21 protein-coding genes are annotated in these 23,819 nt (G+C 34.4%); 7 read left to right on the top strand and 14 right to left on the bottom strand.

Annotated elements, in window-relative coordinates:
- Positions 1–88 precede the first annotated feature (88 nt).
- The 10 genes from NLM59_RS08955 to NLM59_RS08910 all read right to left on the bottom strand — a co-directional run bounded on the left by NLM59_RS08955 (position 89) and on the right by NLM59_RS08910 (position 9,497).
- Complete coding sequence (locus NLM59_RS08955; protein ID WP_304417437.1) at positions 89–2,029, bottom strand: zinc-dependent metalloprotease; 1,941 nt, start codon at positions 2,027–2,029, stop codon at positions 89–91.
- A 488-nt stretch (positions 2,030–2,517) separates the two neighbouring features.
- Positions 2,518–3,279, bottom strand: a complete 762-nt coding sequence (locus NLM59_RS08950; RefSeq protein ID WP_304417436.1) for a Rossmann-fold NAD(P)-binding domain-containing protein — start codon at positions 3,277–3,279, stop codon at positions 2,518–2,520.
- 20 nt (positions 3,280–3,299) lie between these two features.
- Entirely contained in the window at positions 3,300–3,941 is a 642-nt protein-coding gene (locus tag NLM59_RS08945; protein ID WP_304417435.1) for a hypothetical protein, read from the bottom strand.
- On the bottom strand, positions 3,938–4,444 hold the full coding sequence (locus NLM59_RS08940; RefSeq protein ID WP_304417434.1) for an RNA polymerase sigma factor: 507 nt from the start codon (positions 4,442–4,444) through the stop codon (positions 3,938–3,940). The genes NLM59_RS08945 and NLM59_RS08940 overlap by 4 nt, the downstream gene beginning before the upstream one ends.
- A gap of 128 nt (positions 4,445–4,572) precedes the next feature.
- Entirely contained in the window at positions 4,573–4,830 is a 258-nt protein-coding gene (gene rpmA / locus NLM59_RS08935; RefSeq protein ID WP_304417433.1) for a 50S ribosomal protein L27, read from the bottom strand.
- A 26-nt stretch (positions 4,831–4,856) separates the two neighbouring features.
- Positions 4,857–5,480, bottom strand: coding sequence for a 50S ribosomal protein L21 (rplU, locus tag NLM59_RS08930; RefSeq protein ID WP_304417432.1), 624 nt, complete (start codon positions 5,478–5,480; stop codon positions 4,857–4,859).
- A gap of 81 nt (positions 5,481–5,561) precedes the next feature.
- On the bottom strand, positions 5,562–5,963 hold the full coding sequence (locus NLM59_RS08925; protein WP_304417431.1) for a hypothetical protein: 402 nt from the start codon (positions 5,961–5,963) through the stop codon (positions 5,562–5,564).
- Positions 5,960–6,304 (bottom strand): hypothetical protein, encoded by a 345-nt coding sequence (locus tag NLM59_RS08920; RefSeq protein WP_304417430.1) that lies wholly within the window; start codon positions 6,302–6,304, stop codon positions 5,960–5,962. The genes NLM59_RS08925 and NLM59_RS08920 overlap by 4 nt, the downstream gene beginning before the upstream one ends.
- Position 6,305: 1 nt before the next feature.
- Positions 6,306–8,354 carry a M13 family metallopeptidase gene (locus NLM59_RS08915; RefSeq protein ID WP_304417429.1) on the bottom strand — a complete coding sequence of 683 codons (2,049 nt, stop codon included), beginning with the start codon at positions 8,352–8,354 and terminating at the stop codon, positions 6,306–6,308.
- A gap of 126 nt (positions 8,355–8,480) precedes the next feature.
- Positions 8,481–9,497 carry a 2-oxoacid:ferredoxin oxidoreductase subunit beta gene (locus NLM59_RS08910; protein ID WP_304417428.1) on the bottom strand — a complete coding sequence of 339 codons (1,017 nt, stop codon included), beginning with the start codon at positions 9,495–9,497 and terminating at the stop codon, positions 8,481–8,483.
- Between the two features lie 192 nt (positions 9,498–9,689).
- Between NLM59_RS08910 and glgP the strand changes: the two genes are divergently transcribed.
- The 3 genes from glgP to NLM59_RS08895 all read left to right on the top strand — a co-directional run bounded on the left by glgP (position 9,690) and on the right by NLM59_RS08895 (position 13,766).
- Positions 9,690–11,348 (top strand): alpha-glucan family phosphorylase, encoded by a 1,659-nt coding sequence (gene glgP, locus NLM59_RS08905; protein WP_304417427.1) that lies wholly within the window; start codon positions 9,690–9,692, stop codon positions 11,346–11,348.
- Positions 11,349–11,522: 174 nt separating this feature from the next.
- On the top strand, positions 11,523–12,281 hold the full coding sequence (locus tag NLM59_RS08900) for a YaaA family protein (RefSeq protein WP_304417426.1): 759 nt from the start codon (positions 11,523–11,525) through the stop codon (positions 12,279–12,281).
- 3 nt (positions 12,282–12,284) lie between these two features.
- Entirely contained in the window at positions 12,285–13,766 is a 1,482-nt protein-coding gene (locus tag NLM59_RS08895) for an ArnT family glycosyltransferase (RefSeq protein ID WP_304417425.1), read from the top strand.
- 21 nt (positions 13,767–13,787) lie between these two features.
- Here the strand turns inward: NLM59_RS08895 and NLM59_RS08890 are convergent, their stop codons facing one another.
- Genes NLM59_RS08890 through NLM59_RS08880 form a run of 3 tightly spaced genes read right to left on the bottom strand, consistent with a single transcriptional unit; the run spans position 13,788 to position 17,260 of the window.
- Positions 13,788–14,234 carry a hypothetical protein gene (locus NLM59_RS08890; protein ID WP_304417424.1) on the bottom strand — a complete coding sequence of 149 codons (447 nt, stop codon included), beginning with the start codon at positions 14,232–14,234 and terminating at the stop codon, positions 13,788–13,790.
- A complete protein-coding gene (locus tag NLM59_RS08885; protein ID WP_304417423.1) occupies positions 14,234–14,611 on the bottom strand; it encodes a RidA family protein in 378 nt (125 codons plus the stop codon). The genes NLM59_RS08890 and NLM59_RS08885 overlap by 1 nt, the downstream gene beginning before the upstream one ends.
- A gap of 12 nt (positions 14,612–14,623) precedes the next feature.
- Positions 14,624–17,260, bottom strand: coding sequence for a putative LPS assembly protein LptD (locus NLM59_RS08880; RefSeq protein ID WP_304417422.1), 2,637 nt, complete (start codon positions 17,258–17,260; stop codon positions 14,624–14,626).
- Positions 17,261–17,321: 61 nt separating this feature from the next.
- Between NLM59_RS08880 and NLM59_RS08875 the strand changes: the two genes are divergently transcribed.
- From NLM59_RS08875 to NLM59_RS08860, 4 genes are all read left to right on the top strand, one after another.
- On the top strand, positions 17,322–18,710 hold the full coding sequence (locus NLM59_RS08875) for an N-acetylmuramoyl-L-alanine amidase (RefSeq protein WP_304417421.1): 1,389 nt from the start codon (positions 17,322–17,324) through the stop codon (positions 18,708–18,710).
- A 173-nt stretch (positions 18,711–18,883) separates the two neighbouring features.
- Entirely contained in the window at positions 18,884–19,915 is a 1,032-nt protein-coding gene (locus tag NLM59_RS08870) for an MlaD family protein (RefSeq protein ID WP_304417420.1), read from the top strand.
- Positions 19,912–21,246 carry a (Fe-S)-binding protein gene (locus tag NLM59_RS08865; protein WP_304417419.1) on the top strand — a complete coding sequence of 445 codons (1,335 nt, stop codon included), beginning with the start codon at positions 19,912–19,914 and terminating at the stop codon, positions 21,244–21,246. The genes NLM59_RS08870 and NLM59_RS08865 overlap by 4 nt, the downstream gene beginning before the upstream one ends.
- A gap of 82 nt (positions 21,247–21,328) precedes the next feature.
- Positions 21,329–22,519: a CynX/NimT family MFS transporter gene (locus tag NLM59_RS08860; protein WP_304417418.1), complete on the top strand. Its 1,191-nt coding sequence runs from the start codon at positions 21,329–21,331 to the stop codon at positions 22,517–22,519.
- Here NLM59_RS08860 and NLM59_RS08855 read toward each other — a convergent pair.
- Complete coding sequence (locus NLM59_RS08855; RefSeq protein WP_304417417.1) at positions 22,516–23,625, bottom strand: methyltransferase; 1,110 nt, start codon at positions 23,623–23,625, stop codon at positions 22,516–22,518. The genes NLM59_RS08860 and NLM59_RS08855 overlap by 4 nt on opposite strands.
- Positions 23,626–23,819: the final 194 nt, after the last annotated feature.

Raw genomic sequence — 23,819 nt, 5'->3', positions numbered from 1 at the left:
AAAAACCTGAAGTGCTTAAAAAACAAAATCCTCATAGAAACTTAATTCCATGAGGATTTTTCCTTTTAATACTTAATTTAAAAACACTTTATTTTTTAATCACTTTGATAGACTTTTGTTGACCATCATTATTCATATTTACAATATAAACACCTGGCATCCATTTAGATGAATTAATAGAAATCAAGTCTTTAGATGAAACATTGTCTTGAGAATAAACTTCGTTTCCTTTCAAGTCATAAACCTTCATGTTTTTAACATTTACAACCTCTTTAGTCTCTTCAAATTTTATAACTAAAGACTCACTAAATGGTGAAATCGCTGCAAATTCTGTAGTAAATGGAGGAATCTCATCTTTATATTCAATATCTTGAACTGACTTAGAAGTATTATCTATACAAATTCTAGTAGAGATACTTCTTCCGAAATTCGCCCATCTATTATATCTTATGGTGTTTCCTTCATAAAACTGCATATATCCATTTCCATAACTACAGCAGAATCCATCTCCATAAGTATCATAGAAAGTAAGTGTATAGCATCCTGGAGGCAAACACTGACTAACTGTGTATCTATAATTTGACCATTGAATATTATAACCATAAGCTACAATTTCGCCTCTGTCATTCTTTAAATTAAAAGATGTTTCTCCTGGATAATTATCAGTTTTGAAAACAACTGAAGTATCAATACATGAAGGCACTGGATCTGGGTCTGGATCAGGTTCTACACCACCACAACTACTTAAGCAAGAACCATTATTGACTCTATTTCTAAGAACATTTCCTGGTTGTACACCAAAACCTAAACTTAGGTTCATTCCAGCACTTGTTTGGTGACAATAACTCATGATTGTTCCACCACCTGAAGGAACTCCTGGTAAATAACAATTTCCTTCTGTAAAGCCAGAACAACTATCGATAGCCGTTCCATTTCCGTTCCATACACAAGCGTGTGTGTGACGAGAACCCATTATGTGACCATACTCGTGAGCAATCACCTGTACAGTCCAGCTATAAGTTGGAACGATATTATAGTAAGCATTAATTCCAGAGTAAGACATACTTTCCCATCTGTTTGGATTACAAATTCCATTAAATCCATTGGCAATTCCACCACCTCCAGAAAATCCTAAAAGCTGTGCTAAATCACCATTCCAGTTAGTTCTATAATTCTGGAATTGTCTCATTAAATCTAATGTTCCAGAAGCTGTATAAGGAGAAGGTTGTGTCCAAATTCCTAATGGCATTAACTTAGTACTAATGTTATCATTAGCATATAAAGTCATCACTTGGTTTAAAACAGCCGTAGCAAAATTTGATACAGCGCTTTCGCTTCCTTTATTTCGGTAGATATCATAATTTGTTTCGATATAGAATCTAACGCAATTAGAAGTTGCTCTACTTTCTGTATCTGTACTAATTTTTAAATCTTCGTCTGAATAAGCAACATTGTCATCAGGAACTGCACATTCAAATTTTTGATGCTTAGCAATCTGTTGATCAATGTAAATCACATGATTAGTTCTTCCTTCTAGTTTTCCTATTACAACGTTAGAACCATAGATTCCAGAAGCAAGTCCAATTAACTCATCTTCAAAAACAGATAAAGCTGCAATGGTTTCCGGCTTTCCTTTAACAATACCCCTATAGTGCACACCAACTTCAACATCTACCATTTTGTTTTCTGGGAAAACTTGTACTTGTCTACTCCCATCGTAAATGTCAACTTTAACTAATTGCAGAGATATTGTTTCACTTGGAGAAAGCGGAACGTCAACCTCTATAAATTCAGGTTGAATTTCTTTGATCTGCTTTTTACCATCCATATCATAAGCAACTTCCATAAAGTCGGTTAAGACTCCTTTTAGCTCTGATGTTTGCTTTTCAGCTTTCTTAAATAATTTAACCTTAACTGGGTCTGTTTCTTTAACAGCACTATGGACCAACTCTACGGGTCGCAACAGTTCTTGAGATTGCATACTTGCCAAACCAATAAAGGCAAGCAAAATAAAGTAATACTTTGTCATACATTAAAAAATTTAATTTATTAATGCTGACAAATATATATAAATAAATTACTTAAAATTCAATGATTTTAAAAGAAATCAAAACTTTTGATATTCATAAATAGTATTTAATAAGAATAATTCAATAAAATTAAAAAATGTGTAGAGAATACACATAAACCTGATAATCAATGAAAGCGTGAATTTTGTCCAAAAAAGAGTCGATGAATATCAAGTTTTTAAAAAGTAAGAAATATTTAAAACTTTAACATTTGAAACCATTTAAAACAACTCAAAATCATGAGATTTTAGGGAGATTCACTAAAAATTAATGTCAAACTTTAATTTTATTATGTTTATTTCTGGATTTAACTCTGCAAATTGACTTCAATAATTTTATAAAAATTATCGAGTTAACTGAGTGTAAGAAAAGAGAAAACTTAAGATTCAAACAAGACAAAATTTGAATCAGAAAATGCTAAAAGGAATGATTTTAAAAGAAAATTATTTTATATATGAAAATACCTTGGGTCAGGATAATTAAAAGTAAAATCTAACTCTTCGATTAATTTTACTGAAGAAATAATTCTACCTTTTGCCTCTTTTTCTGCATCATATACTACATTATTTTGAGCGTTGATTACATCTTGTTTAGAAGGATGTATAGGAGCAACAACATTATAAAGCTTAGCATGCTGCTCAAGCTCTATCATCAATTGAACTACACGGGCAATATCTTGGTAATGCACATGGTTTACGGGAGCCTCTATATTAGATACGTTATAATTCTTCAACAATCTGTCATCCCCCATTAAACCAGCTAATCTAAGAATATTGATTTGCGGGAATTTAGTCTTAAATAATCTTTCGCTGCTTACCTTATCAATTGCTTGATCGGCTTCGGTATATACTTTTTCCTCTTTATCATAAACACCAGTGGAATTCATCATAAAAAGCTGTCCCGTATAATCTCCTAAAAAGGCTGAAATATTTTGAATTTTATTAAATAACGAGCTAGCGCAAGATTGTCGCGATGAAAATGGAATAGTTATTATAATTGCATCTAAGCTAGAAATCACATCCCAAGCAGTAATTTGATGAGCTTTATTTTCGTCGGGGAACTCAACAAGCTCTACTTGAATAGATTTGGATTTTAAATCAGCTAATTTTTCGGGACTTGTGGTGGTGGTATAAATTTCAAATTGACTTGATAGATAATCTGCAATTCTAGATCCCAACCAACCATATCCAATAATCCCAAGCTTATTCATGTGCTACTTTAAAATACCATTTAATCTAATGCGTCTAACTCTTTTAGGTTACGTTTAAGACGTCTTTGGAATGTTCCATACACCAAGTAATAGTACAACCAGAAGACAGCTAAGACCAATGAGAATGATAGTAAAACGCCAACTATAAACCCTATACCAGTTGCAGATGTCCAATCCATATCCATTAACTCCGGATTCTGAGAAATCATAGGAATTAAGAAAATCCATAATAGCACGAAAACGACAATTAAATTAAAGTAAATGAAGTAATTCACAACTTTTCTAAAGTTGATGATGTCATTAGTTAATTCCCTAATACTGTCTTGCACATGGATTCGTCTATAGCTTCTGAAAAAGATATAAATAAATAAGAATGTTGCACCATAGAAAATGAAAGTTATGATTTCATATATAATAGCCCAATATCCCATTTGCTCTAAAAGATGGTTATGATAATCACTAACTGAGAAATTAGAGAACATAAAAATGTACATCACAATTCCTAAGATAAGTTCTGCCAAACTGATCATAAAAATCCATTTCACCGAAGAGCTAGATTTTCTTTTCAGCATAGCAAATATCTCATCAGAGGTAAACTTTTTCTCATCCACTTGACTTTTCCAAGCATCCTTTAGGCTATCTAGGTCAAATTCCTTGCTCATGGTCTATATGGATTTAACATGGTCTTCAATTTTTTCTTTATACGGTTCATCTTTACACGAGCATTCACCTCTGTTATCCCCATAGTTTGGGCAATCTCTTTATACGGCAACTCTTCTAGATATAGAAGCACAAGCGCTCGTTCGATGTCGTTGAGCTGATTAATGGCCTTTTTAAGCATTTTAATTTGAAACTCAACATTCTCATCTCTTTCCTCTGATTGAATATGGAAATGATGGTCATCTAATCTGTCGATTCTAGGTTTTCTACTCTTTTTGCGATATAAAGTGATAGCTGTATTAATTCCCACACGATACATCCAAGTGCTAAACTTAGAATCTCCTTTGAACGAATCATAAGATTTCCACAATTGCAGAACAATCTCCTGAAAGAGATCATTGTGCGCCATTGCGTCATCTGTATAAATCCTACAAACCTTGTGGACAATTCCTTGATTCTCCTCTATCAGCTTGGTGAATTCTATTTTCTTTGATTCTTCGCTCACGTTGTATTGGTAGTACTTTTGAAAGAAATGTTACAAATTAGCGCAATAATCCTTGCTATGAGAATTTAGGGCATAAAAAAACCGTTTCATTTCTGAAACGGTTGATATATCTACTATGAAATTAATTCTTAGTTAACTGGTTCAATTGAAACAAATGATCTGTTTTCTCCTTTTTTAGTGAAAACGATTCTTCCATCAGTTAAAGCGAATAAAGTATGGTCTTTCCCCATTCCTACATTCTCACCTGGATGGTGCTTTGTTCCTCTTTGTCTTACGATAATGTTACCTGCTTTACAGATCTCACCACCGAACATTTTTACGCCAAGGCGCTTGGATAATGAATCACGACCGTTTTTCGAACTACCGACTCCTTTCTTATGTGCCATTGTTTTAAGTTTTTAGTATTAATTAATTATTTACCAGCGTCTAGTTCATCTTGCCAAGCTTTTAGCTCGTCCATTTTACCATCTGCTGCCATTTCAGCTTGTGCTGGCCATGTACCTGGGTCCATTGATGCATAAATTCCACCTTTTGGCTCCAAGATAGCTTTGATTGCATCTACTGAAGTGTTTGCTAAATCTCTAAAAGTAACAATTCCGTTTTCGTTTAAAAGCTCTTGAACTTTTGGTCCAATACCTTCAACTACTGTTAATTTGTCCTTTTTAGAAGAAGCTTTTGCTTTTGGCTCGGCTTTCTTTTCAGACTTAGCTGCTGATTTAGAAGAATCTGATCCTGGGATAGATAATACCTCAACCTTAGTTAAAGATGGTCTAAAACCATTTTTCTTACGGTATCCTTTTCTTCTTTTCTTCTTGAAGACAACTACTTTATCTCCTTTTAAGTGCTCTAGAATTTTAACTTCTACTGCTGCACCTTCTATAACTGGGGCGCCTACCGTGATGCTTCCGTTGTCAGTTAGTAATACTTTGTCAAATGATACTGAATCACCTGCATTACCCTGTAAACGATTAACATACAACTGTTGGTCTTTCTTTACTTTGTACTGAAGCCCTGCTATCTCTACAATTGCGTACATGATTTTCTTTTAAAAATTGGACGGCAAAGATATGAATTGATTTCTATTAATCAAAGCCTTCCATTAATTATTATTAAATTTTTACTCTCCCAAAAGAACTTTAGCCTTCTCTTCTATCTCTTGCTTTTTAGCTTCAAGATATTCAGTAAGCATCATTTGCTCTTTTTCGTCCTTTTTTTCCTTTTCTATTTCAAGCTTGTGGATATACTTATTAATGTTTTTCTGATATTTCGCTAAAGCCTTTTTACCCTCATCTGTAGAAAACTCATTGTTTTCGTATTTAGCAATCCCCTCATCAACATATTCATCAAAAACATCTACATATTTTTGAAACTCTGGATTACTAAAATTAGGTACCTCACTCGCTGAGCTTTCAACTACCTCAACTGGTTTTTCATCAGAAACAGCAGACTCCTTTTTAGAGTTGCATGCCAACATTCCTATCATTGCTAATAGGAAGACAAAATACTTTATTCTTATCATTCTAATTCTTGTTTAACTTTTTTAAGATCCTCTAAACGCCCAACATTAAAAACCTTGGTGAATCCTCTATGCTCTAATTCGTCGTGCATTTTGTTCAACTGGCTTTTGTTGTTCCCGAATAATATTATGGGTAAATCTTTATTATGCTTAGCCTCAAATTCAGCTAAATTTTCTCGATTTAGTTTAACGCTATCTTCATAGGTTTCACCAGTAAGAGAGTAATCCAAACTAACATCTACATATAATGTATCATCATGCCTCAATGCATCAAAAGTGTTTTTAACCGGACCGTTTTTCTTCTTTTTTCGAGAAAACCAACCAAATAATCTGGGGATTAGCATATTACCAAATCTTGATTCGTTGATCTTCTGGCTTATACATTTTATCTGCTTCTTTCACATGGAATGCATTATAGAAAGCGTCGATATTTTCTAATGGCCCAATAGCTCGGAAATAACCTGGAGAGTGGAAATCTGTTTTAACTTGATTTCTTAATGCCTCATCTTTTGACTTAGTTCTCCAAATAGTTGCCCAAGATATAAAGAATCTCTGGTCTGGTGTAAATCCGTCCATATTATCTGGACTACCTTTATCTTTTAAATATAATTGTAAACCATCATAAGCCACATTTACTCCACCTAAATCGGCAATGTTTTCTCCTAATGTAGATCTACCATTAACGAATACACCTTCTAAAGGTTCGTATAAGTTATATTGCTCTACCAATGCATCTCCTAAAACTGAGAATTGCTCCTTATCTGTATCAGACCACCAGTTGTTTAAGTTTCCATCTCCATCGAATTTAGCTCCACTGTCATCAAAACCGTGTGAAATCTCATGACCAATCACAGCTCCCATTCCTCCGAAGTTTACTGCTGCATCTGCTTTAAAGTTATAGAAAGGTGGTTGTAAAATCGCTGCTGGGAATACAATCTCATTAAATGATGGACTGTAGTATGCATTTACCATTTGAGGTGGCATAAACCATTCTGATTTATCCACATCTTTTCCAATCTTGTCTAAATTCTCTTGAAATTGCCAAGCTGCAATATTCTTCATGTTCTCATAGAAAGACCCACCATCTTTTGGACTCTTAATAGTTAAACCTGAATAATCTTTCCACTGATCTGGATATCCAATTTTGACATTGAACTTCTCTAATTTAGCCAATGCTTTTACCTTCGTAGAGTCAGTCATCCAAGTATTGCTATTGATATGATCCTGAAATGCCTTTCTAACATATCTCACCATTTCCTCTGCTTTTTCTTTTGCCTCAGCAGGGAAATACTCAGCAACATATACTTTCCCAAAAGCTTGACCTATGGTTGAGTTAACCGTACCTAATGCACGTTTATCTCTTGCACGCATTTCGTCAATACCTTTTAATTCTTTCTCATAGAAATCAAAATGCATTTGCTCTAAATCACTATTTAAATATTGAGCATTTCCATTTACTAAGTCAGCTTTTAGGTATTTTTTAATTTTATCTAAATTTTGTTCTGTTAAGACCTTAGATAAGTTTTTGTAATAATTAATCTCACGGATAATTACAGTATCTGTCTTAACTCCTAAGAAGTCAAAGTATTTATTAAAATCTACTGCATTAGTAAGATTGGCTAAATCTGCAGTTGCAACAGGATTATACTGTAAGTTAGCATCTCTTAACTGCTCAAACTTCCAAATTTCACTAGCTAATTTTTTCTCTAATTCTAAAGTTTCCTGCGCTGATTTCTCCGCATTTTCGTCGCCAATATAACCAAAGATGTTTTTCAAATAATTTTGGTACGCCATTAATTTAGCTGTTGATTCCTTATCATTTTTATGATAATAATCTCTACTCATCCCTAAACTTGGACCCCCTAAATAAACAGCATTTTTATTACTGTTTTTTGTGTGAGGTCTTACATAAAAAGAATAAAGTGGATTTTGTCCTTTAGCCGTTTGCTTCTCTAAATAAGTTTGAACATCATCTAAACTAGCAATTTTCTCGATGGCATCTAAATCTTTCTTAAGTGGATCGATTCCAGCATTATCACGAGCAACCGTATCCATAATTGAATTAAACAAATCCGCTACCTTTTGACTGTCCGTACCAGCTTCATGGGTTTCGGTTAGGGTTTTATTCAATAATTTTAAAGAAATAGAGTCCGTATACTCTCTTAATTGATCAAAACTTCCCCATCTACCTCTATCAGAAGGAATTTCCGTGTTTTTCATCCAATTTCCGTTCACAAAATTGTAGAAATCATCTTGTGGACGAACAGTTGTATCCATTAAGGACACATTGATACCAGCTGGCATCGAAATTTCTTCTATTGGTTTTTGTTCAGTTTCCTTTTTACATGCGAAAACGGTCACGAACACGACCGCTAAATAAAAATATTGCTTCATTGGATTGTAGAATTTATACAAATCTAATGAAGCAATGATTAAAAAAAAATTAAGACTCTTATAAATTGAGTATCTTAACATGTTTCTTAGCTCAAAAATAAGAACTAAGCATAATTAAAAACTATTTTAATTCACCACCCAAGTGTTCTTTCCAGCAAGAATATCATCTAATTTAGGCGATGGATTCGATTCCATTACATGATTTAATTGCTCAAACAACAACTCTTCATAGGTTTTTCTTTCGATAGAATATAGTACACCAAAAGGTCTTGGGAATTCAGTTTCTTTTGGATCATCAAACAAATGACTCAAAATTTGAGCTTTGGTAATATCTTGTTCATCATGAATCCATAAATCATCAGCACTCATGCCCAACTCCTTATATTTAACAACTCGAGGCGTGGTTCCGTCTAATACTAAACCTAACTCCTCCTCTGCTCCAAATATCATAGGTTGCCCATGTTCTATATAAATAGCATTGGCCGATCTTTTCTTTTTGTCGGTGAATTCCTCAAAAATTCCGTCGTTGAAAATCGGACAGTTCTGATAAACCTCTAAAAGCGAAGTTCCTTTATGCTCTGCCGTACGACGCATCATTTCTCTTAAGTGCACAGGATCTCTATCCATAGAACGAGCCACAAATGTAGCATCGGCTCCTAAGGCTACACCTAAAGGATTAAATGGATAATCCACTGAACCATAAGGTGAAGATTTTGTCTTAAGACCTTGAGTAGATGTAGGAGAATACTGCCCCTTGGTTAAACCATAAATCTCATTGTTAAACAATAAAATATTGAAATCCATATTTCTACGGAAGGCATGTATAAAGTGATTTCCACCAATCGATAAACTATCACCATCTCCTGTAATCACCCAAACATGTAGGTCTGGATTAGCGATTTTCGTCCCCGAAGCCACAGCTGGAGCCCTACCGTGAATACTGTGCATTCCATAGGTATCCATATAATAAGGGAAACGAGATGAACATCCGATTCCTGAAATAAATACAATATCTTCTTTATCTAAGCCTAATTCAGGCAAAACGCTTTGCATCTGTTTTAGGATGGAATAGTCTCCACAACCGGGACACCATTTGATGTCTTGATCAGATACAAAATCCTTTGAAGTTAATACTTGTGTCATAGGACAAAACTACAAAATTAAAGCATCTAAACCTTAAAAAGCAGATATGATAAAAAGCATTTTAAGTGCTTGATTTATATGACTAAGCATAACTTTAACAAAACATTATATCAATAAGTGTTATTTATACACTTAGTTTTTATTTTAGGTAAATAAAGCTTACTTTTGTCGGCATATTTTAATACAATTAACATGAGTAAATTGCCTAAAGCATTTCAACATCCGTATAAATTCGACGCTAAATATAAAAAGTCTGCTGTTTATTTCTGTATGGAATACGGTATCGACCAAAGTTTAAAGATTTATTCTGGAGGTTTAGGTTTCCTAGCGGGTTCTCACATGAGATCTGCTTATGATACGAAACAAAACTTAATTGGAATTGGTATCTTATGGAAGTATGGTTATTATGACCAATTTAAAAAAGAGGACAGAAAAATGGGTGCTTTGTTCCAAGAAAAGATTTATCATTTCTTACAAGACACCGACATTAAGTTCACGATTAATATTGCAGGACATCCAGTTTGGGTGAAAGCTTATTACTTAGATCCTAAACAATTCGGTACTGTGCCTTTATTCTTATTAAGTACAGATGTTCCTGAAAATGACTTCTTGGCAAGATCTACTACATTTAAATTGTATGATTCTGACCCTAAAGCCAAAATTGCACAAAGTATGGTGTTAGGAATCGGTGGAGCTAAATTATTAGATGAGTTAAATTACGATCCAGAAGTTTACCACTTCAATGAAGCTCATGCATTATCCGCTGTTTTCCACTGGTTACCAAAAATGGGACAGGAAAAATTAAGAGAAAAATTAGTTTTCACTACACATACTCCAGAAGAGGCTGGAAACGAAAAACACAATATCCATGATTTAGACCAAATGGGCTTCTTCAATGGAATGTCATTAGAAGACGTGAGAGCTGTTTCTGGTATCCACGACGATGAATTCAACCATTCATTAGTTGCGTTACGTTTAGCTAGAAAAGCTAATGGGGTTTCTAAATTACACGGTGAAGTTTCTCGTGGTATGTGGGGGAAATACGAAGGTATTTGCGAAATCGATCATGTTACCAATTCTCAAAACAAATTGTATTGGGCAGATGATAGATTGGAACAAGCTAGAGCTAAAAAGAATGCTAAAAACTTAGTTACTCGCAAAAAAGAACTAAAAAGAGAATTATTTAAAGAAGTTGCGGATCAAACAGGTAAATGGTTTGACGAAGACGTTTTAACGATTGTTTGGGCAAGAAGATTTGCGGGTTATAAGCGCGCTGATTTAATCACAAGAGATTATGCTCGTTTTGAAAAGTTATTAAACAATACTGAAAAACCAGTTCAAATTATTTTTGCTGGTAAGCCTTATCCAATGGATTATAATGCCATCAGACAGTATGATTCATTAGTTGAGATGAGCTTCGGGCTTAAAAACATGGCTGTTTTAGCTGGATATGAATTAGCACTTTCTAAGTTATTAAAAGACGGTTCAGATATTTGGTTAAACAACCCACGAGTTACCAGAGAGGCTTCTGGAACGAGTGGTATGACAGCAGCTATGAATGGATCTTTAAACCTATCTACAAATGATGGTTGGATTAGAGAATTCCACGAAATGAGCCCTGATTGTTCATTTGTTTTACCAATTGTAGATCATACGCTTCCTATTTTTGAGCAAGATCAACAAGATTTAGATAACTTATATAAAGTATTAGAAAACGAAATCATTCCATTATATTATGATGATTCAAAAGGATGGTATAAGAAAGTTATGGACGCTATGACCGAGGTTGTACCTTTCTTCGATTCTGATAGAATGGCACATGATTATTACGAGAAAATGTATAACGTTTAATTAGTGATTGATTATAATAAAAACCGCAATTTTATGAGTTGCGGTTTTTTATTGTTTTAAATTTAATCTCATTCCATTAAAACATCTACAAACTAGATTTATATATAACACAAGATGATCGAATAAGTTTGCTTTGAGGCTTGATGTTGATTATCTTTAACCAAAATTGAAACCATGAAAATATTTCTTTCACCAGCGAAGCGATTGAATGAAAAAGAGTATGAAATTCCAACCGAACTTAGCACGCCTAAGTTCTTAGAAGATGCAAAAATTGTCATGGAGAGTTTGAGCAAGAAATCTCCTCGTAAACTTCAAAATTTACAAAAAATATCGAGCGATTTAGCTGCTTTAAACTACGAAAGAAATCACTCATGGAAGGCTCAAACTAAAGGAGATAATGTTTATCCTGCCGCTTGGATGTTCGACGGCGAGGTCTATAGAGGCTTGAGAGATAGCCAACTTAACAAAGAAGAAATTAAGTATTTCCAGGAAAACCTAATTATCTTATCAGGTTTGTATGGCGCCTTAAGAATCACAGATGCTGTAATGCCCTATCGATTAGAAATGGGAACTGACCTAAAAGTTGGTAAACACAACAATCTATATGAATTTTGGACGGATAAAATCACGTCTTATGTGAATGATCAGATTGCAGAAGATGAACTTCTATTAGACCTTTCGAGCAAAGAATATATTTCTGTTTTAGATAGAGATAAAATGAAAGGAAAATGGATTGATGTTAAGTTTAAAGACTTCAGAAATGGAGAGTTAAAACAAATCACGGTTTACTTCAAAAAAGCGAGAGGTGAAATGGCTTTATATTGTGCTAAAACGAAAGCTAATTCATTAGATGACTTAAAGAAATTTGACGGAATGGGCTATGCTTACGACGACAATCTTTCTACCGACGACTTATTAGTATTTACGCGATAAAATATGTGGAGCAGAATATCTAAACTTTCTCCGCTTCAAATTTTATTAATTTTTGTTGTTGTAGCGTTTTTAATTCGATTCCCATTCTTTTTTCGGGATTATGTAGACCACGACGAAAGCACCTTTATATTAATGGGACAAGCTTTGGTTGATGGTTATCTACCTTATACCAAATATTGGGATTTGAAACCACCTATGGTTTTTTACTTTTTCGCAGGAATCATAGCTGTTTTCGGAAAAAGTATGATAGCCATTCGCGCTGCCGGAAGTTTAGTGGTTGCACTCACAGCATTTTACTCATATAAATTAAGTCGAGCTTATTTAGATAAAATAGCTAGCTTCTTTGTTGGCTTATTAACGATCTATTTATTGAGTTTGTTTGGTGCCATGCAGGGCGTAATGTCAGAACATTTAGCAGCCCTTCCCTTAGTGCTAGGAATGCTATATTTAACCAAAAAACACACTACTAAGAACTTAATTTTAGCTGGTTTTTTATTTGGTTTAGCGATTAATTTTAGACTTAATCTAGCTTATGCTATTTTCTTTGTGAATGCTTTTGTTTGTCTACATGCTGGATTAAACAAAGCTGGAATTAAGAAAGGTATCTTTTTAAGCATTGGAAGCATTCTAGCCGTTATTTTAAGTTTACTTCCTTACATCCTCACCGATCAATTAGCGTTAATTAAAACCTCTGTAATTGATGCTTCTATCGCTTATAGCGCCGCATCAAAACAAACTTTAAAAACGCTACCTCTTATTCTGGCAGTTGCGTTACTTTGTGGTTTAGCATATAAATTTATTCGATCTAAAGAGAATCGATTTAATTTCTACTTATTACTCAGCATGCTTTTCGGACAAGCCATTATGTTCCTAATAAGTGGAAAAGTAAATGGACATTATTTGATTCAGGTTTTTCCATTTTTATTAATAATTTTTGTTGGATTAATTTCTAAGATTCCTTTTCCTAAGAAGTTTAATAAAATTGCTCCAAAACTCATCATCGCTTTGTTTATTTTGCTACCTATGGAGTCCTATTTAGAAATTGCCACTGTGGTAGATTCTAAGAAAAAATACGATAGATTATATAATGGCGAAGGTTATAATACAGCTCATTATTTAATGGAGCATTACGGAACTGAACTTCCAAAAAACTCTTTCTATCTCAATGAACATATTGGCTATTGGATCTTAAACACCATGTCTCCTACGGCCATTACAATGCACCCTTCTAATCTAGTGAGAGAAACCACTTTTGAACATGTAGAGAACATTCAAAGTGATCCATTGAGTGAGCTCAAATATATTTTAGAAGTTAAGAAACCTAACTTTATTATAGTCGATGAGGATAGAAATCAATTGCGTGGGGATTCTATTGTATTCGACTATTATAAAAATAGTTTAGAGAAATACTTTACTCTAGAAAAAGAATTCACGCCCGATAAGAGCGTGAAAATCTATAAACGAAAGTCTATCGCAGTTCAATAGACCTATATTTTAAAAGCCCCTTTATTTATCGTTGGGCATTAATTTATTCTTCATTAATTCATCTACAATCTTACCTCCTAACCAAGAGAACGGAAAGAAAATAATGAACAATCCGATTTCATACCATGTTGGATGATCGGTAAAGATGATAATGTCAGCAACCGCCATTAAGAATAAAATTAAACCTAAAAACAAAGCATAAGCTTGTCTAGCATTTTCGACTAAATAGGCAGTCACAACACCACCAATCGTTGCTCCAACACCACAGGAGACCAATAGTGCTATGAAGAAGTTGGTAGGCGCTTGTTTGATCACTCTTTGCCAATAATAGAAGACATCGCCTTTTTGAGACAAAACAATATTGTCTAGCTCATCAAACCACACTTTATTGGCTGTAATCGCCAACATAATGAGAGTCATGGCTACGGCTAATCCTGCTAATATGGCCAATGTATTTCTAACCCACATTATACTAAAGCAATCATTGATATTTCAACATTCACGTTTCTAGGTAATCTAGCAACCTGAACCGTTTCACGTGCAGGGAATTTTCCTTCTGTTAAGTAAGATCCATAAATCTCATTTACTGTTGGAAAATCATCCATATTTTGCAAGAAGATAGTGGCTTTAATTACTTTGTCGAATGAAGTTCCAACTTCTTTCAAGATAGCTTCTAAATTCTTCATTACTTGATGAGTCTCGTCTGCAACACCACTTGTCACTAGTTCTTTTGTTTCTGGATTCATAGCTACCTGTCCAGAAGTATAAACCATTCCGTTTACTACTACTGCGTGGCTATAAGGACCAATCGCTGCCGGCGCATTTGGTGTGTTGATATGTTTCATAATCTTATGTTTTTAAAATGTATTTGTTCTTGAATTAAACTCTCTTTCCTCGTACTTAACAGCATCTCTCAAGAAGTTTGCTTTAATACCAATAAAGAAATTCCAGGTTTTGTATTGTCCGAATGGATTCATACTAAAATCTATCACGAAACTACGGAGATCTCTCGAAAAAGTAAAGTAAGTTCCTGCAAAATCCATCTTCTGAACGTCTAAAGATGTTCTCCCGCTAAACGCCCAATGAGGCGTTGGAGATATACTACCACGTAATCCCACGGAAGTTGTATTTCTAACTTCATCTGTTAGAGACATCGTTCTGGTATGGGTTAAATCCACCGCTAAGGACCATGGCGTCAAAAATTGAGCATAGTTATCATCATCAAAATAATAATCCTCATATCGTATTCTACCGCGTTTTTCGTAATCCATTTCACGCTCTCCAAACAATGCCTCTGTTAAGTTATAATTTAACCTAACCCCCATTGTGGTAAATCTAAATTTACCTAATTCGTCGATGCGTTTACCATTAGGAAATTCATCGTTAACTAAGTTTTTATATGGATCAACCGTAGCTCTAAAGCTGATGCCCATTTTATTTTTAAACAAGCTGGTTCTACCATTAATGCTAATAGGACTTAATTTAAGACTATCCGCTGCAAAGTTATATCCAGTTGAAATATTAAAACTCTCAAAGATTTTAATTTTCTCAATTCCTGTAGAGTCTGATTTACTTCTAATCTTCATCTCAAGGTTATTGTTAATCCCAATACTCAAACTTTGAGATAAACCTTGCGATGGAGCACCATATATACCTCCATCAAAATAAGAATAGCGAATCTCCTCTCCTTCTCCATTAATGAAAGCATCATAATATCCCCATTCATCTGTACTAAAGTCTGGACGATAATTAAAACTAACACGAGGTGAAATCATATGTCTGATCGCCTTAATCATTTTATCATCATCTGCGGTCCCAAAGTTAGCCTGACCATAAAGTGTCGTACTAATTCCAGTTCCTAAATTAAAAGTTCTATAAGAATCGAATCCATTTACACGCTCCTCAAATACGCTATTGGTCAAATCATCGTATTGCTTACGAATGGTGTGTAAAGTCCAAACTTCTTCGTAGCCTGCATTAAAACTTAATGGGAAATATTTAAAAATTGTTGTACCTGTATTAAAACTAAAATTATGTCTTGCTCCATTTTTAGCATTATCAAACATGCGCGAGCTAAACAAATCATCCTCTGTGGTGTACAGTGTGTTTTGTAAATTAAAATTATAATTCATCCCGATGCTTTGCCATAAACCTTTCTTAGAACCAGTTTTTGGAGCAAACGGATAAATATTACTCATGTTCACTGTTAACTGCGGCAATTGAAAAGTAGCGTTTCCTTGTTGATCAGAATTATTATTTGTGTTCTGGCTATGAGAAACTGTTAATGACGCACTAAATGGTGAATTCGGGAAATTCTTATTTATCGAGATAGATGAGTTAACATTATTTTGAAGGTAGTTTCCAGAGGATATACCATAATTACTAATCCCTTCGCGATAGAATTTAGAACTCATAAAGTTTACATTCGCACTAAAAATTAAATTCGGATTCGCTTTCGGATCCTGACGATGACTCCAAGCTAATCTATAGTTAGTTGATTTATTATAATCATCTAAACCTTTAATTCCTGTAACTCTTTTCTCCCAATCAAAACTAAAATTACCGGAGAAGCTATATCGTTTTAAATACTGAGACATGGCATGAAGTCCTAAACTTCCTCTGGTATAGACATCTCCTGTTAAAGAAATATCCATATAATCTCCAATCGGAAGATAGAAACCAGCGCCTTGTAAATAGAATCCTACTTCTTCTCTTTCTCCAAAACTTGGCAACAAAATACCCGCGCTTCGATTATCACCCATAGGTAAAAATGCAAATGGCAGAGCTAAAGGAGTTGTTACTTCATAAATCTTCATTACGATCGGACCCGTCACCACTTTCTTATCCTTGCCTTGCATATACTTAGCGATTTCCGCCTCCATATGATAATCAGCAATAGAATCCTTTCTTTGAATAAAATAAGTATCTGTAGTATAAGCCACTTTTCGCATTCCAGAGACCGAATCGTTGTATTGTTTAACCACACCAGCAATTATAACTCCTTGATCAGAACCCATACTTTCTTCGGTTCTTACATTAAAGGCTTTTCCTCTTTTGGTATTAATATTAAAGCTGAAACTATTGTATTCAATCTCCTTATTTCCTTGTCTAAACTTACTTGGTTCGACTATGTTTCCTAAGGAATCTTCTTTTCCAACAGCATAGATATCACCTGTATTCCAATTGATATCAATATAATCTGCCTGGATTTCCATGTCAAGGTATTTAACTATCGCATCCGTTACCAAGTAAGTATGCTGATTTTTATAATCGTGGTATTGATCATAAGAATCATAATCCAAAATGCCTTGCAATCTTTCTTTTTTTACCGTATCATTGGCAGCGTCAACATCGGTTTTCACTATAGGTTGAATGATTGTAACGGTATCATTTTTGGATACAGAGGTATCGATCGTCTCAACTTGTGCAAGCACAATGTTGAAAAATAGTAGAAAAAATATACGAATGCTGATATTAAAATCGTTAAATGCCAAATTACAATGCTTAATTTTGCAATAATTGAAGCGTCAAAAATAATAAAAATTTACTCCCATAATGAATAGAATAACGGATATTAACATCAAACTCATTATTTTCTTTTTATTTTTCATAGGAATGCAACAAACTTTCTATGCTCAAAAGAAGACCGATAAGTTTGTATTGGTATTAGATGCAGGGCATGGCGGTCATGACCCAGGGGCGAAAGGTGTAGTAAAAAATGAGAAAGTAATTAACTTAGAAGTTACTCAAAGATTAGGTAAACTAATAGAAGATCACTACAAAAATGAAGTTGAAGTGATTTATACTCGTCGCGATGACCGATTTTTGGAGTTACATGAGCGCGCAAATATTGCAAACAAAGCAGACGCTGACTTTTTTATCTCTATTCATTGTAATTCTGCAAGACCTGGCGCTTATGGTTCAGAAACCTTTGTTTTAGGAACAGAAGACCATAGATCAAGCGCTAATTTTAATATTGTAAAAAAAGAAAACTCCGTAATTCTATTAGAGGAAAATCATGAGGAGCGATATGAAGGTTTTGACCCTACTTCGCCAGAATCTGTGATTGGTCTAACCTTAATGCAGAATATCTACTTAGATAATAGTTTAAAATTCGCAGAGAAAGTTGAGAAAAACTTTGTCAATAAGGACAAAAGAAAAAGTCGTGGTGTAAAACAAGCAGGGTTCTTGGTTTTATGGCAAACCGCAACACCATCTGTTTTAATTGAACTTGGTTTTATTACCAACCCAGAAGAAGGTACTTATTTAGCTTCTTTAGATGGTCAGAAAAAAACAGCTGAATCTATCTTTAATGCTTTCAAAGAATATAAAAAAGAGTGGGATATCAAACGTGGAAATCCTATTAGTGAAAAAGCACCAAAACAAACCAAACAAAAAGAAACTGCTAAAAAAGAAGTTGAAAAACCAGTACCTGGGAAATTGTTTAAAATTCAATTCTTAACTTCTTCTAGAAAGTATAGAGCTACTGCTCCACAGTTAAAAGGAATCACGCCAAGTGAAATCTTAAAAGATGGAAAGGTTTATAAATATTACTTTGGCCCAACTTCATTTGCTTCTCAACGTGATCGAAACCTACAAAGGGTAAAAAGAGCTGGATTCCCAGACGCTTTTGTGGTAGAAATCGATACCAAAAACGACGGTGGGGCTAAAAAGGATAATGCAAAGAAAGTTGATAAAGCAGACAAAACTCCCACAGAAGGTTATAGAATTCAAATACTAACTTCACAGCGAAATTATGATGCTCAAGCTCCGCAGATGAAGGGTGTAAAGCCGGTGGATAAAATCGTTGACAACGGTTTATACAAGTATTTCTATGGTTGGTACAAAACTGAAGACGAAGCGAGAAAAGATCTTCCGAACATTAAAACAAGAGGATTCGCTGATGCGTTTATTGTACGTTTTAAAGAAGGTAAAAAGGAATAACTTAATCGTTTTCAATCTTTAAAACCAAATTTACATCTCAATTTTTTACACGTTTGGTCATTTATTTTGAATGAGCCTAAATTGTATAATTGCTGTTTAATACTCAAGTTATTCAAATTATAGTTCTTGAGTCATATTAAATTAATTATATTTGTTTGAATAAAAGCTAACGTTTGAAAATATCTAAAGAACTTAAAATAGGTGTAGTTGCGATTCTATCGATTGTCGCCTTTTATTGGCTGTTCAAATTTTTGCAAGGTGAAAATTTGTTCACCTCTGGAAAGGTGGTATATGCTACCTATCACGATGTGGATGGACTTTTACCCACCAAACCCGTGAACGTGAATGGCTTAAAAGTCGGACGTGTAGAGGATATTATCATTAAAGAAGGTAATGACAGTATTTACTTTATCGTGAAGATGGTCATAGAACAAGATCTAGATTTTACCGTAAATTCTGTGGCTGAAATTTATGAGCCAGGGCTTATGGCTGGTAAAATGATTAAATTAAACCTCAGCTATGATGGTAGATTAGCAAAAAGTGGTGACACCTTGGTTTCAGCGAACAATCAGTCTTTAATGACTATGCTTTCCAATAAGTTAGCACCTACACAAAGTAGAATTGACAGTGTATTAGTTACTCTAAATTCGGCATTAGATCGCTTTGGATCTATGGCAGATGAAGAAACCAACCAGAGTTTGAAATCAGTTTTAAGACAACTGGATGCTACGATTTATGCCATGGGACAAACGGCTAATTCACTGAAAGAAACATCTGATAATACCGATGTATTAATCTCTAATGCCAATAAAAGTATTGAAGGTCTAACTCAAGATACGCGTGTATTAGTTGGAACTTCTAATTCCACCATCAAGAAATATGGTGAAGTGGCAGATAAAATTAATGAAGCTAATATCGAAAAAACGTTGAACGAGATTAATGAAGCAACCACAGCTCTTAGCTCAACTTTAAAACGACTTGAATCTTCTGAAGGAACATTAAATAAAATTATTAATGATCCTCAATTGTATAATAATCTTAATAGTACAGCCGAAAATTTAAATATATTAATGAGCGATCTCAAAGAGCGCCCAGATCGATATGTTCAATTTTCTGTATTTGGCAAGAAATACAAAGAACCTAAAAAAGTAGAGGTTAAAGAAGAGAATAGTGAAACTTCAGTTAACGTAGAAATAGAACCATGACAAGTCTTACCCATCTATCACAAATGTTTTTTCTCATCGCATTAATCAGCGGTGTTGGATTTTTTATTTATAACGTAAGAAAGATTTTTAGAAATATTAATCTCGGACGACCTATCGATAGAACAGATGATCCTGAATCTAGATGGGCTCTAATGGCACGTGTTGCTCTAGGACAAAGCAAAATGGTAGTTAGACCTATTGCTGGTTTCTTACATATTTTGGTTTACGTTGGTTTTATAATCATCAACTTAGAAATGTTAGAAATCATCATCGATGGTTTATTCGGAACACATCGTGTTTTCTCATTTTTGGGTGGATTCTATGATTTCTTAATCGGTTCTTTCGAAATCTTAGCACTCTTGGTTATCATTGCGGTTGGAGCATTCTGGGTAAGAAGAAATATTCACAAACTTCAACGTTTTTGGAAACCAGAAATGAAAGGTTGGCCTAAAAACGATGCGAACTATATTCTATACATCGAGTTTGCTTTAATGGTTTTATTCCTTGGGATGAATGCCGCAGATTACTATGCACACGCTAAACAAGATGTTGCACTAGCAGGTGCTTTCCCTGTTTCTAAGAATTTATTTTTCTTCTTTGATTCTTTCGGAATTGGAACTCTTCAGGTGATGGAAAGAGTATTCTGGTGGATGCATATTTTAGGAGTTTTATTCTTCTTAAACTACTTATACTATTCAAAACACTTCCATATTTTATCAGCTTTCCCGAATGTTTGGTTTGCAAAATTACGACCAAAGGGTGAGTTAGATAACTTAGCAAGTGTTACTTCTGAGGTTAAGTTAATGATGGATCCAAATGCTGATCCTTTTGCAGCGCCAGCACCAGGAGCAGAAATGGCTGAGCCTGAAACTTTCGGAGCTAAAGACGTCTTTGATTTAAATAAAGTTCAGTTACTTAACGCTTATACTTGTACAGAATGTGGTCGTTGTACTTCTGAATGTCCTGCGAACTTAACAGGTAAAAAACTTTCTCCGCGTAAGATTATGATGGATACGAGAGATCGTTTAGAAGATGTTGGAGCTAACATCGACAAGAACAACGGAAAGTTTGTAGACGATGGTAAAAAATTAATTGGAGATTACATTTCTGCAGAAGAAATTTGGGCTTGTACTTCTTGTAATGCATGTGTTCAAGCTTGTCCAGTGAATATCGATCCATTATCAATCATTATGGATATTCGTAGATATTTGGTGATGGAAGAATCTGCAGCGCCAATGGAATTAAACTTAATGATGCAAAACGTTGAAAATAACGGAGCACCATGGCAGTTCAACAATTCAGATCGTTTGAATTGGGCTGAAGAGGCTTAATTATAAATAAGATTTAAAAATATATTTAAACCATACTTTAAAAGGTATGGTTTAATTTTTTCTAGTTATTTAAACTTTAAAATTGGAGCAAAACATAAAATCAAATAAAAGAAACACAGCTCTTTTACTCGCTGGAATTCTGTTGATAGCCTTTAATCTTAGACCTGCATTGGCAAGTCTAGGTCCATTAGTAGATGACATAAGAGAAGCTACCGGATTGAGTAATTTCATGTTGGGTTTATTGACCACGCTCCCATTGGCTGCGTTTTGTTTTGTTTCTATTTCGGCGGCATTTTTCACTAAAAAATTAGGCATAGGACGCGTTCTATTTCTTGCTTTAATTCTACTAACCACTGGAATTTTAATCCGCTCATTGGATTGGCTTCCTGCTTTGTACATCGGAACATTTTTATTAGGAATCGCGATAGCTTTTGGTAACGTTCTCCTACCCTCTCTTACCAAACAAAACTTTCCCAACAACGCAGGTTTAATCACAAGTTTATACTCTGGAATGATGGGAATCGGTGCTGCACTAGCCGCAGGTATTAGCGTTCCCTTAGCAAGAGATTACCAACTCAATTGGCAAGGCTCTCTACAAGTTTGGGCGATTGTTTCGTTTCTAGCTTTACTACTTTGGACACCACAACTTTGGCGTTTAAAAAGAGTTAAATCCAATAGAAATCCTATTCAAGCCATTAAAAACATGTTAGGCCAACGCCTTGCTTGGAATGTTGCAATGTTTATGGGTTTACAATCTTTTACCTTTTACGTAATATTGGCTTGGCTACCCGATTTATTGATTAGTCGTGGCTACGACCATGAGTCGGCAGGATGGATGCTCTCTTTATCACAAGCTACCGGAATATTAGGATCTTTAACCATTCCTTTCATTGCTGGAAAAAGGTCGAATCAACAATCTTTAGTCATATTTCTAGTTGCAATGGAAGTTTTAAGCATCATTGGCTTGTTACTCCCTCAATTTGGGTTACAATGGCTTTGGATTTCGATGATTGGCTATGTTTTAGGCGGATGCTTTGGACTTGCTCTTTTATTCTTAGTATTGCGTGCTCGCGACACCGAAACTGCAACAGAACTCTCTGGAATGGCGCAATCAGTTGGGTATTTCATTGCAGCTACAGGTCCGATTTTAATTGGAAGTATTTTTGACTTTACCAAATCATGGAATTATCCGCTACTATTTTTAATGATAGTGGCACTCGTTAAACTCTATATGGGCTTACAAGCCGGAAAACCAGGAAAAGTTAGTCGTTAAATGGGTTTTAATTCCCAAAGCTCAACTTCTTCTGCAGCGCGCCAATGAGCATTTCGTTTTGTTTTGCTAGAAGCAGCCTTTACGGTTTTTGTATAGCATTTAACAAATTCAAATCTACCTCCATTTTCTATTTCCTCTAAAATTGGATGCGATGTAGTAACATTCGTTATTTGTGCCAAATTCGAGAAAATTAAAAGTAATTTCCCATTCGGCAATAGACGCTTTCTAGCTTCTCTAAAGAAGTTTGGAAATAAATCTTGATCATAATAAATCGCTTCATCTATTCCTTCTAAATCAAAAGGCGCCGGCAACCAAGGTGGATTAAAAACAATCAATTCTGTGGGCTCTTCCCATTGCCCGAATAAATTAGCAAAATCTAAATGAAGCTTTCCATGTAAATTTTGCCGTTCAATCACTTCTTCTAATCCATAAATCGCGTTGGGATTAATATCTGTACCATATACTTTTTCAAAACCGGATTGAAGCAGTTGTAAGGATAAAACCCCACAACCAACACCTACATCTATGGCTGATTCCTTTGGACCTTTATAGTTTTTAACCCAATCATCAAATAGAATTAAATGCTCAAATCTTGTCGGAAAATAAACACCATAAAACGGATGAATTCTTTTCTTTAAAACAGGAATTTGAATACCATTTTTATACCACTGCCAAGAACTATTTAAGCCTTGCACCTGTGGAAAAGAAAGCAAAAAGCTTGATTGATTCGGGTAAAACCTTTTTAACCAACCTATTTCTGGAGCTTTCTTTAAGTTTAATTTTGAGTTTTTGACCTCAACCAAAAGTAAATTTGATAACTGCTGATATTTAGATCGATATATTCTTTGATCATTAAAACTTTTATTAGGAAGCTTTTGTTGCAGATAATCATGAATGCTTTTTAAAAGCAAAATCCCATCATGGTAATAGTCAAAAATTAAAATACTAATGCCTTTTTCAAGATACTCAATAGCTAAACTTGAATCGTCTCCTCGCCTGAACGCCATTTGATCAGGAGCCATTTCTTGAGGCTTAGGAATATTAAGTTTTAAGTTAGTTTGATTAGGTTGCATGTTAGGATAAAATGTTTGATAAATCTTGCTCATTTTTTAAAGCAAATTCATTCAAAATATAGTTAGTAAATATAGTATTAAATAAAGAATTTCAGGAAGTTATATTATATTCAAGAATTAGACTGATTAGTAATAATACCCAAAACTTATGTTTTTCTCTACTAGCTGGTTTTTTCTTAACTTCGGCGAATATATTTTAACCTAGAAATTCAATATTTAAAGGTTAA

It is taken from the genome of Profundicola chukchiensis (genome assembly GCF_029664245.1).
GTDB classification, from domain to species: domain Bacteria; phylum Bacteroidota; class Bacteroidia; order Flavobacteriales; family Weeksellaceae; genus Profundicola; species Profundicola chukchiensis.
This window is presented reverse-complemented; position numbering and strand designations above follow the sequence as displayed.

Coding starts and splice junctions, on each gene's coding strand:
- NLM59_RS08955 (WP_304417437.1), bottom strand. CDS start 2,029: ATGACAAAGTATTACTTTATTTTGCTTGCCTTTATTGGTTTGGCAAGT.
- NLM59_RS08950 (WP_304417436.1), bottom strand. CDS start 3,279: ATGAATAAGCTTGGGATTATTGGATATGGTTGGTTGGGATCTAGAATT.
- NLM59_RS08875 (WP_304417421.1), top strand. CDS start 17,322: ATGAATAGAATAACGGATATTAACATCAAACTCATTATTTTCTTTTTA.
- NLM59_RS08925 (WP_304417431.1), bottom strand. CDS start 5,963: ATGATAAGAATAAAGTATTTTGTCTTCCTATTAGCAATGATAGGAATG.
- NLM59_RS08900 (WP_304417426.1), top strand. CDS start 11,523: ATGAAAATATTTCTTTCACCAGCGAAGCGATTGAATGAAAAAGAGTAT.
- NLM59_RS08895 (WP_304417425.1), top strand. CDS start 12,285: ATGTGGAGCAGAATATCTAAACTTTCTCCGCTTCAAATTTTATTAATT.
- NLM59_RS08915 (WP_304417429.1), bottom strand. CDS start 8,354: ATGAAGCAATATTTTTATTTAGCGGTCGTGTTCGTGACCGTTTTCGCA.
- NLM59_RS08910 (WP_304417428.1), bottom strand. CDS start 9,497: ATGACACAAGTATTAACTTCAAAGGATTTTGTATCTGATCAAGACATC.
- NLM59_RS08885 (WP_304417423.1), bottom strand. CDS start 14,611: ATGAAACATATCAACACACCAAATGCGCCGGCAGCGATTGGTCCTTAT.
- NLM59_RS08945 (WP_304417435.1), bottom strand. CDS start 3,941: ATGAGCAAGGAATTTGACCTAGATAGCCTAAAGGATGCTTGGAAAAGT.
- rpmA (WP_304417433.1), bottom strand. CDS start 4,830: ATGGCACATAAGAAAGGAGTCGGTAGTTCGAAAAACGGTCGTGATTCA.
- NLM59_RS08890 (WP_304417424.1), bottom strand. CDS start 14,234: ATGTGGGTTAGAAATACATTGGCCATATTAGCAGGATTAGCCGTAGCC.
- NLM59_RS08855 (WP_304417417.1), bottom strand. CDS start 23,625: ATGAGCAAGATTTATCAAACATTTTATCCTAACATGCAACCTAATCAA.
- rplU (WP_304417432.1), bottom strand. CDS start 5,480: ATGTACGCAATTGTAGAGATAGCAGGGCTTCAGTACAAAGTAAAGAAA.
- NLM59_RS08920 (WP_304417430.1), bottom strand. CDS start 6,304: ATGCTAATCCCCAGATTATTTGGTTGGTTTTCTCGAAAAAAGAAGAAA.
- NLM59_RS08865 (WP_304417419.1), top strand. CDS start 19,912: ATGACAAGTCTTACCCATCTATCACAAATGTTTTTTCTCATCGCATTA.
- glgP (WP_304417427.1), top strand. CDS start 9,690: ATGAGTAAATTGCCTAAAGCATTTCAACATCCGTATAAATTCGACGCT.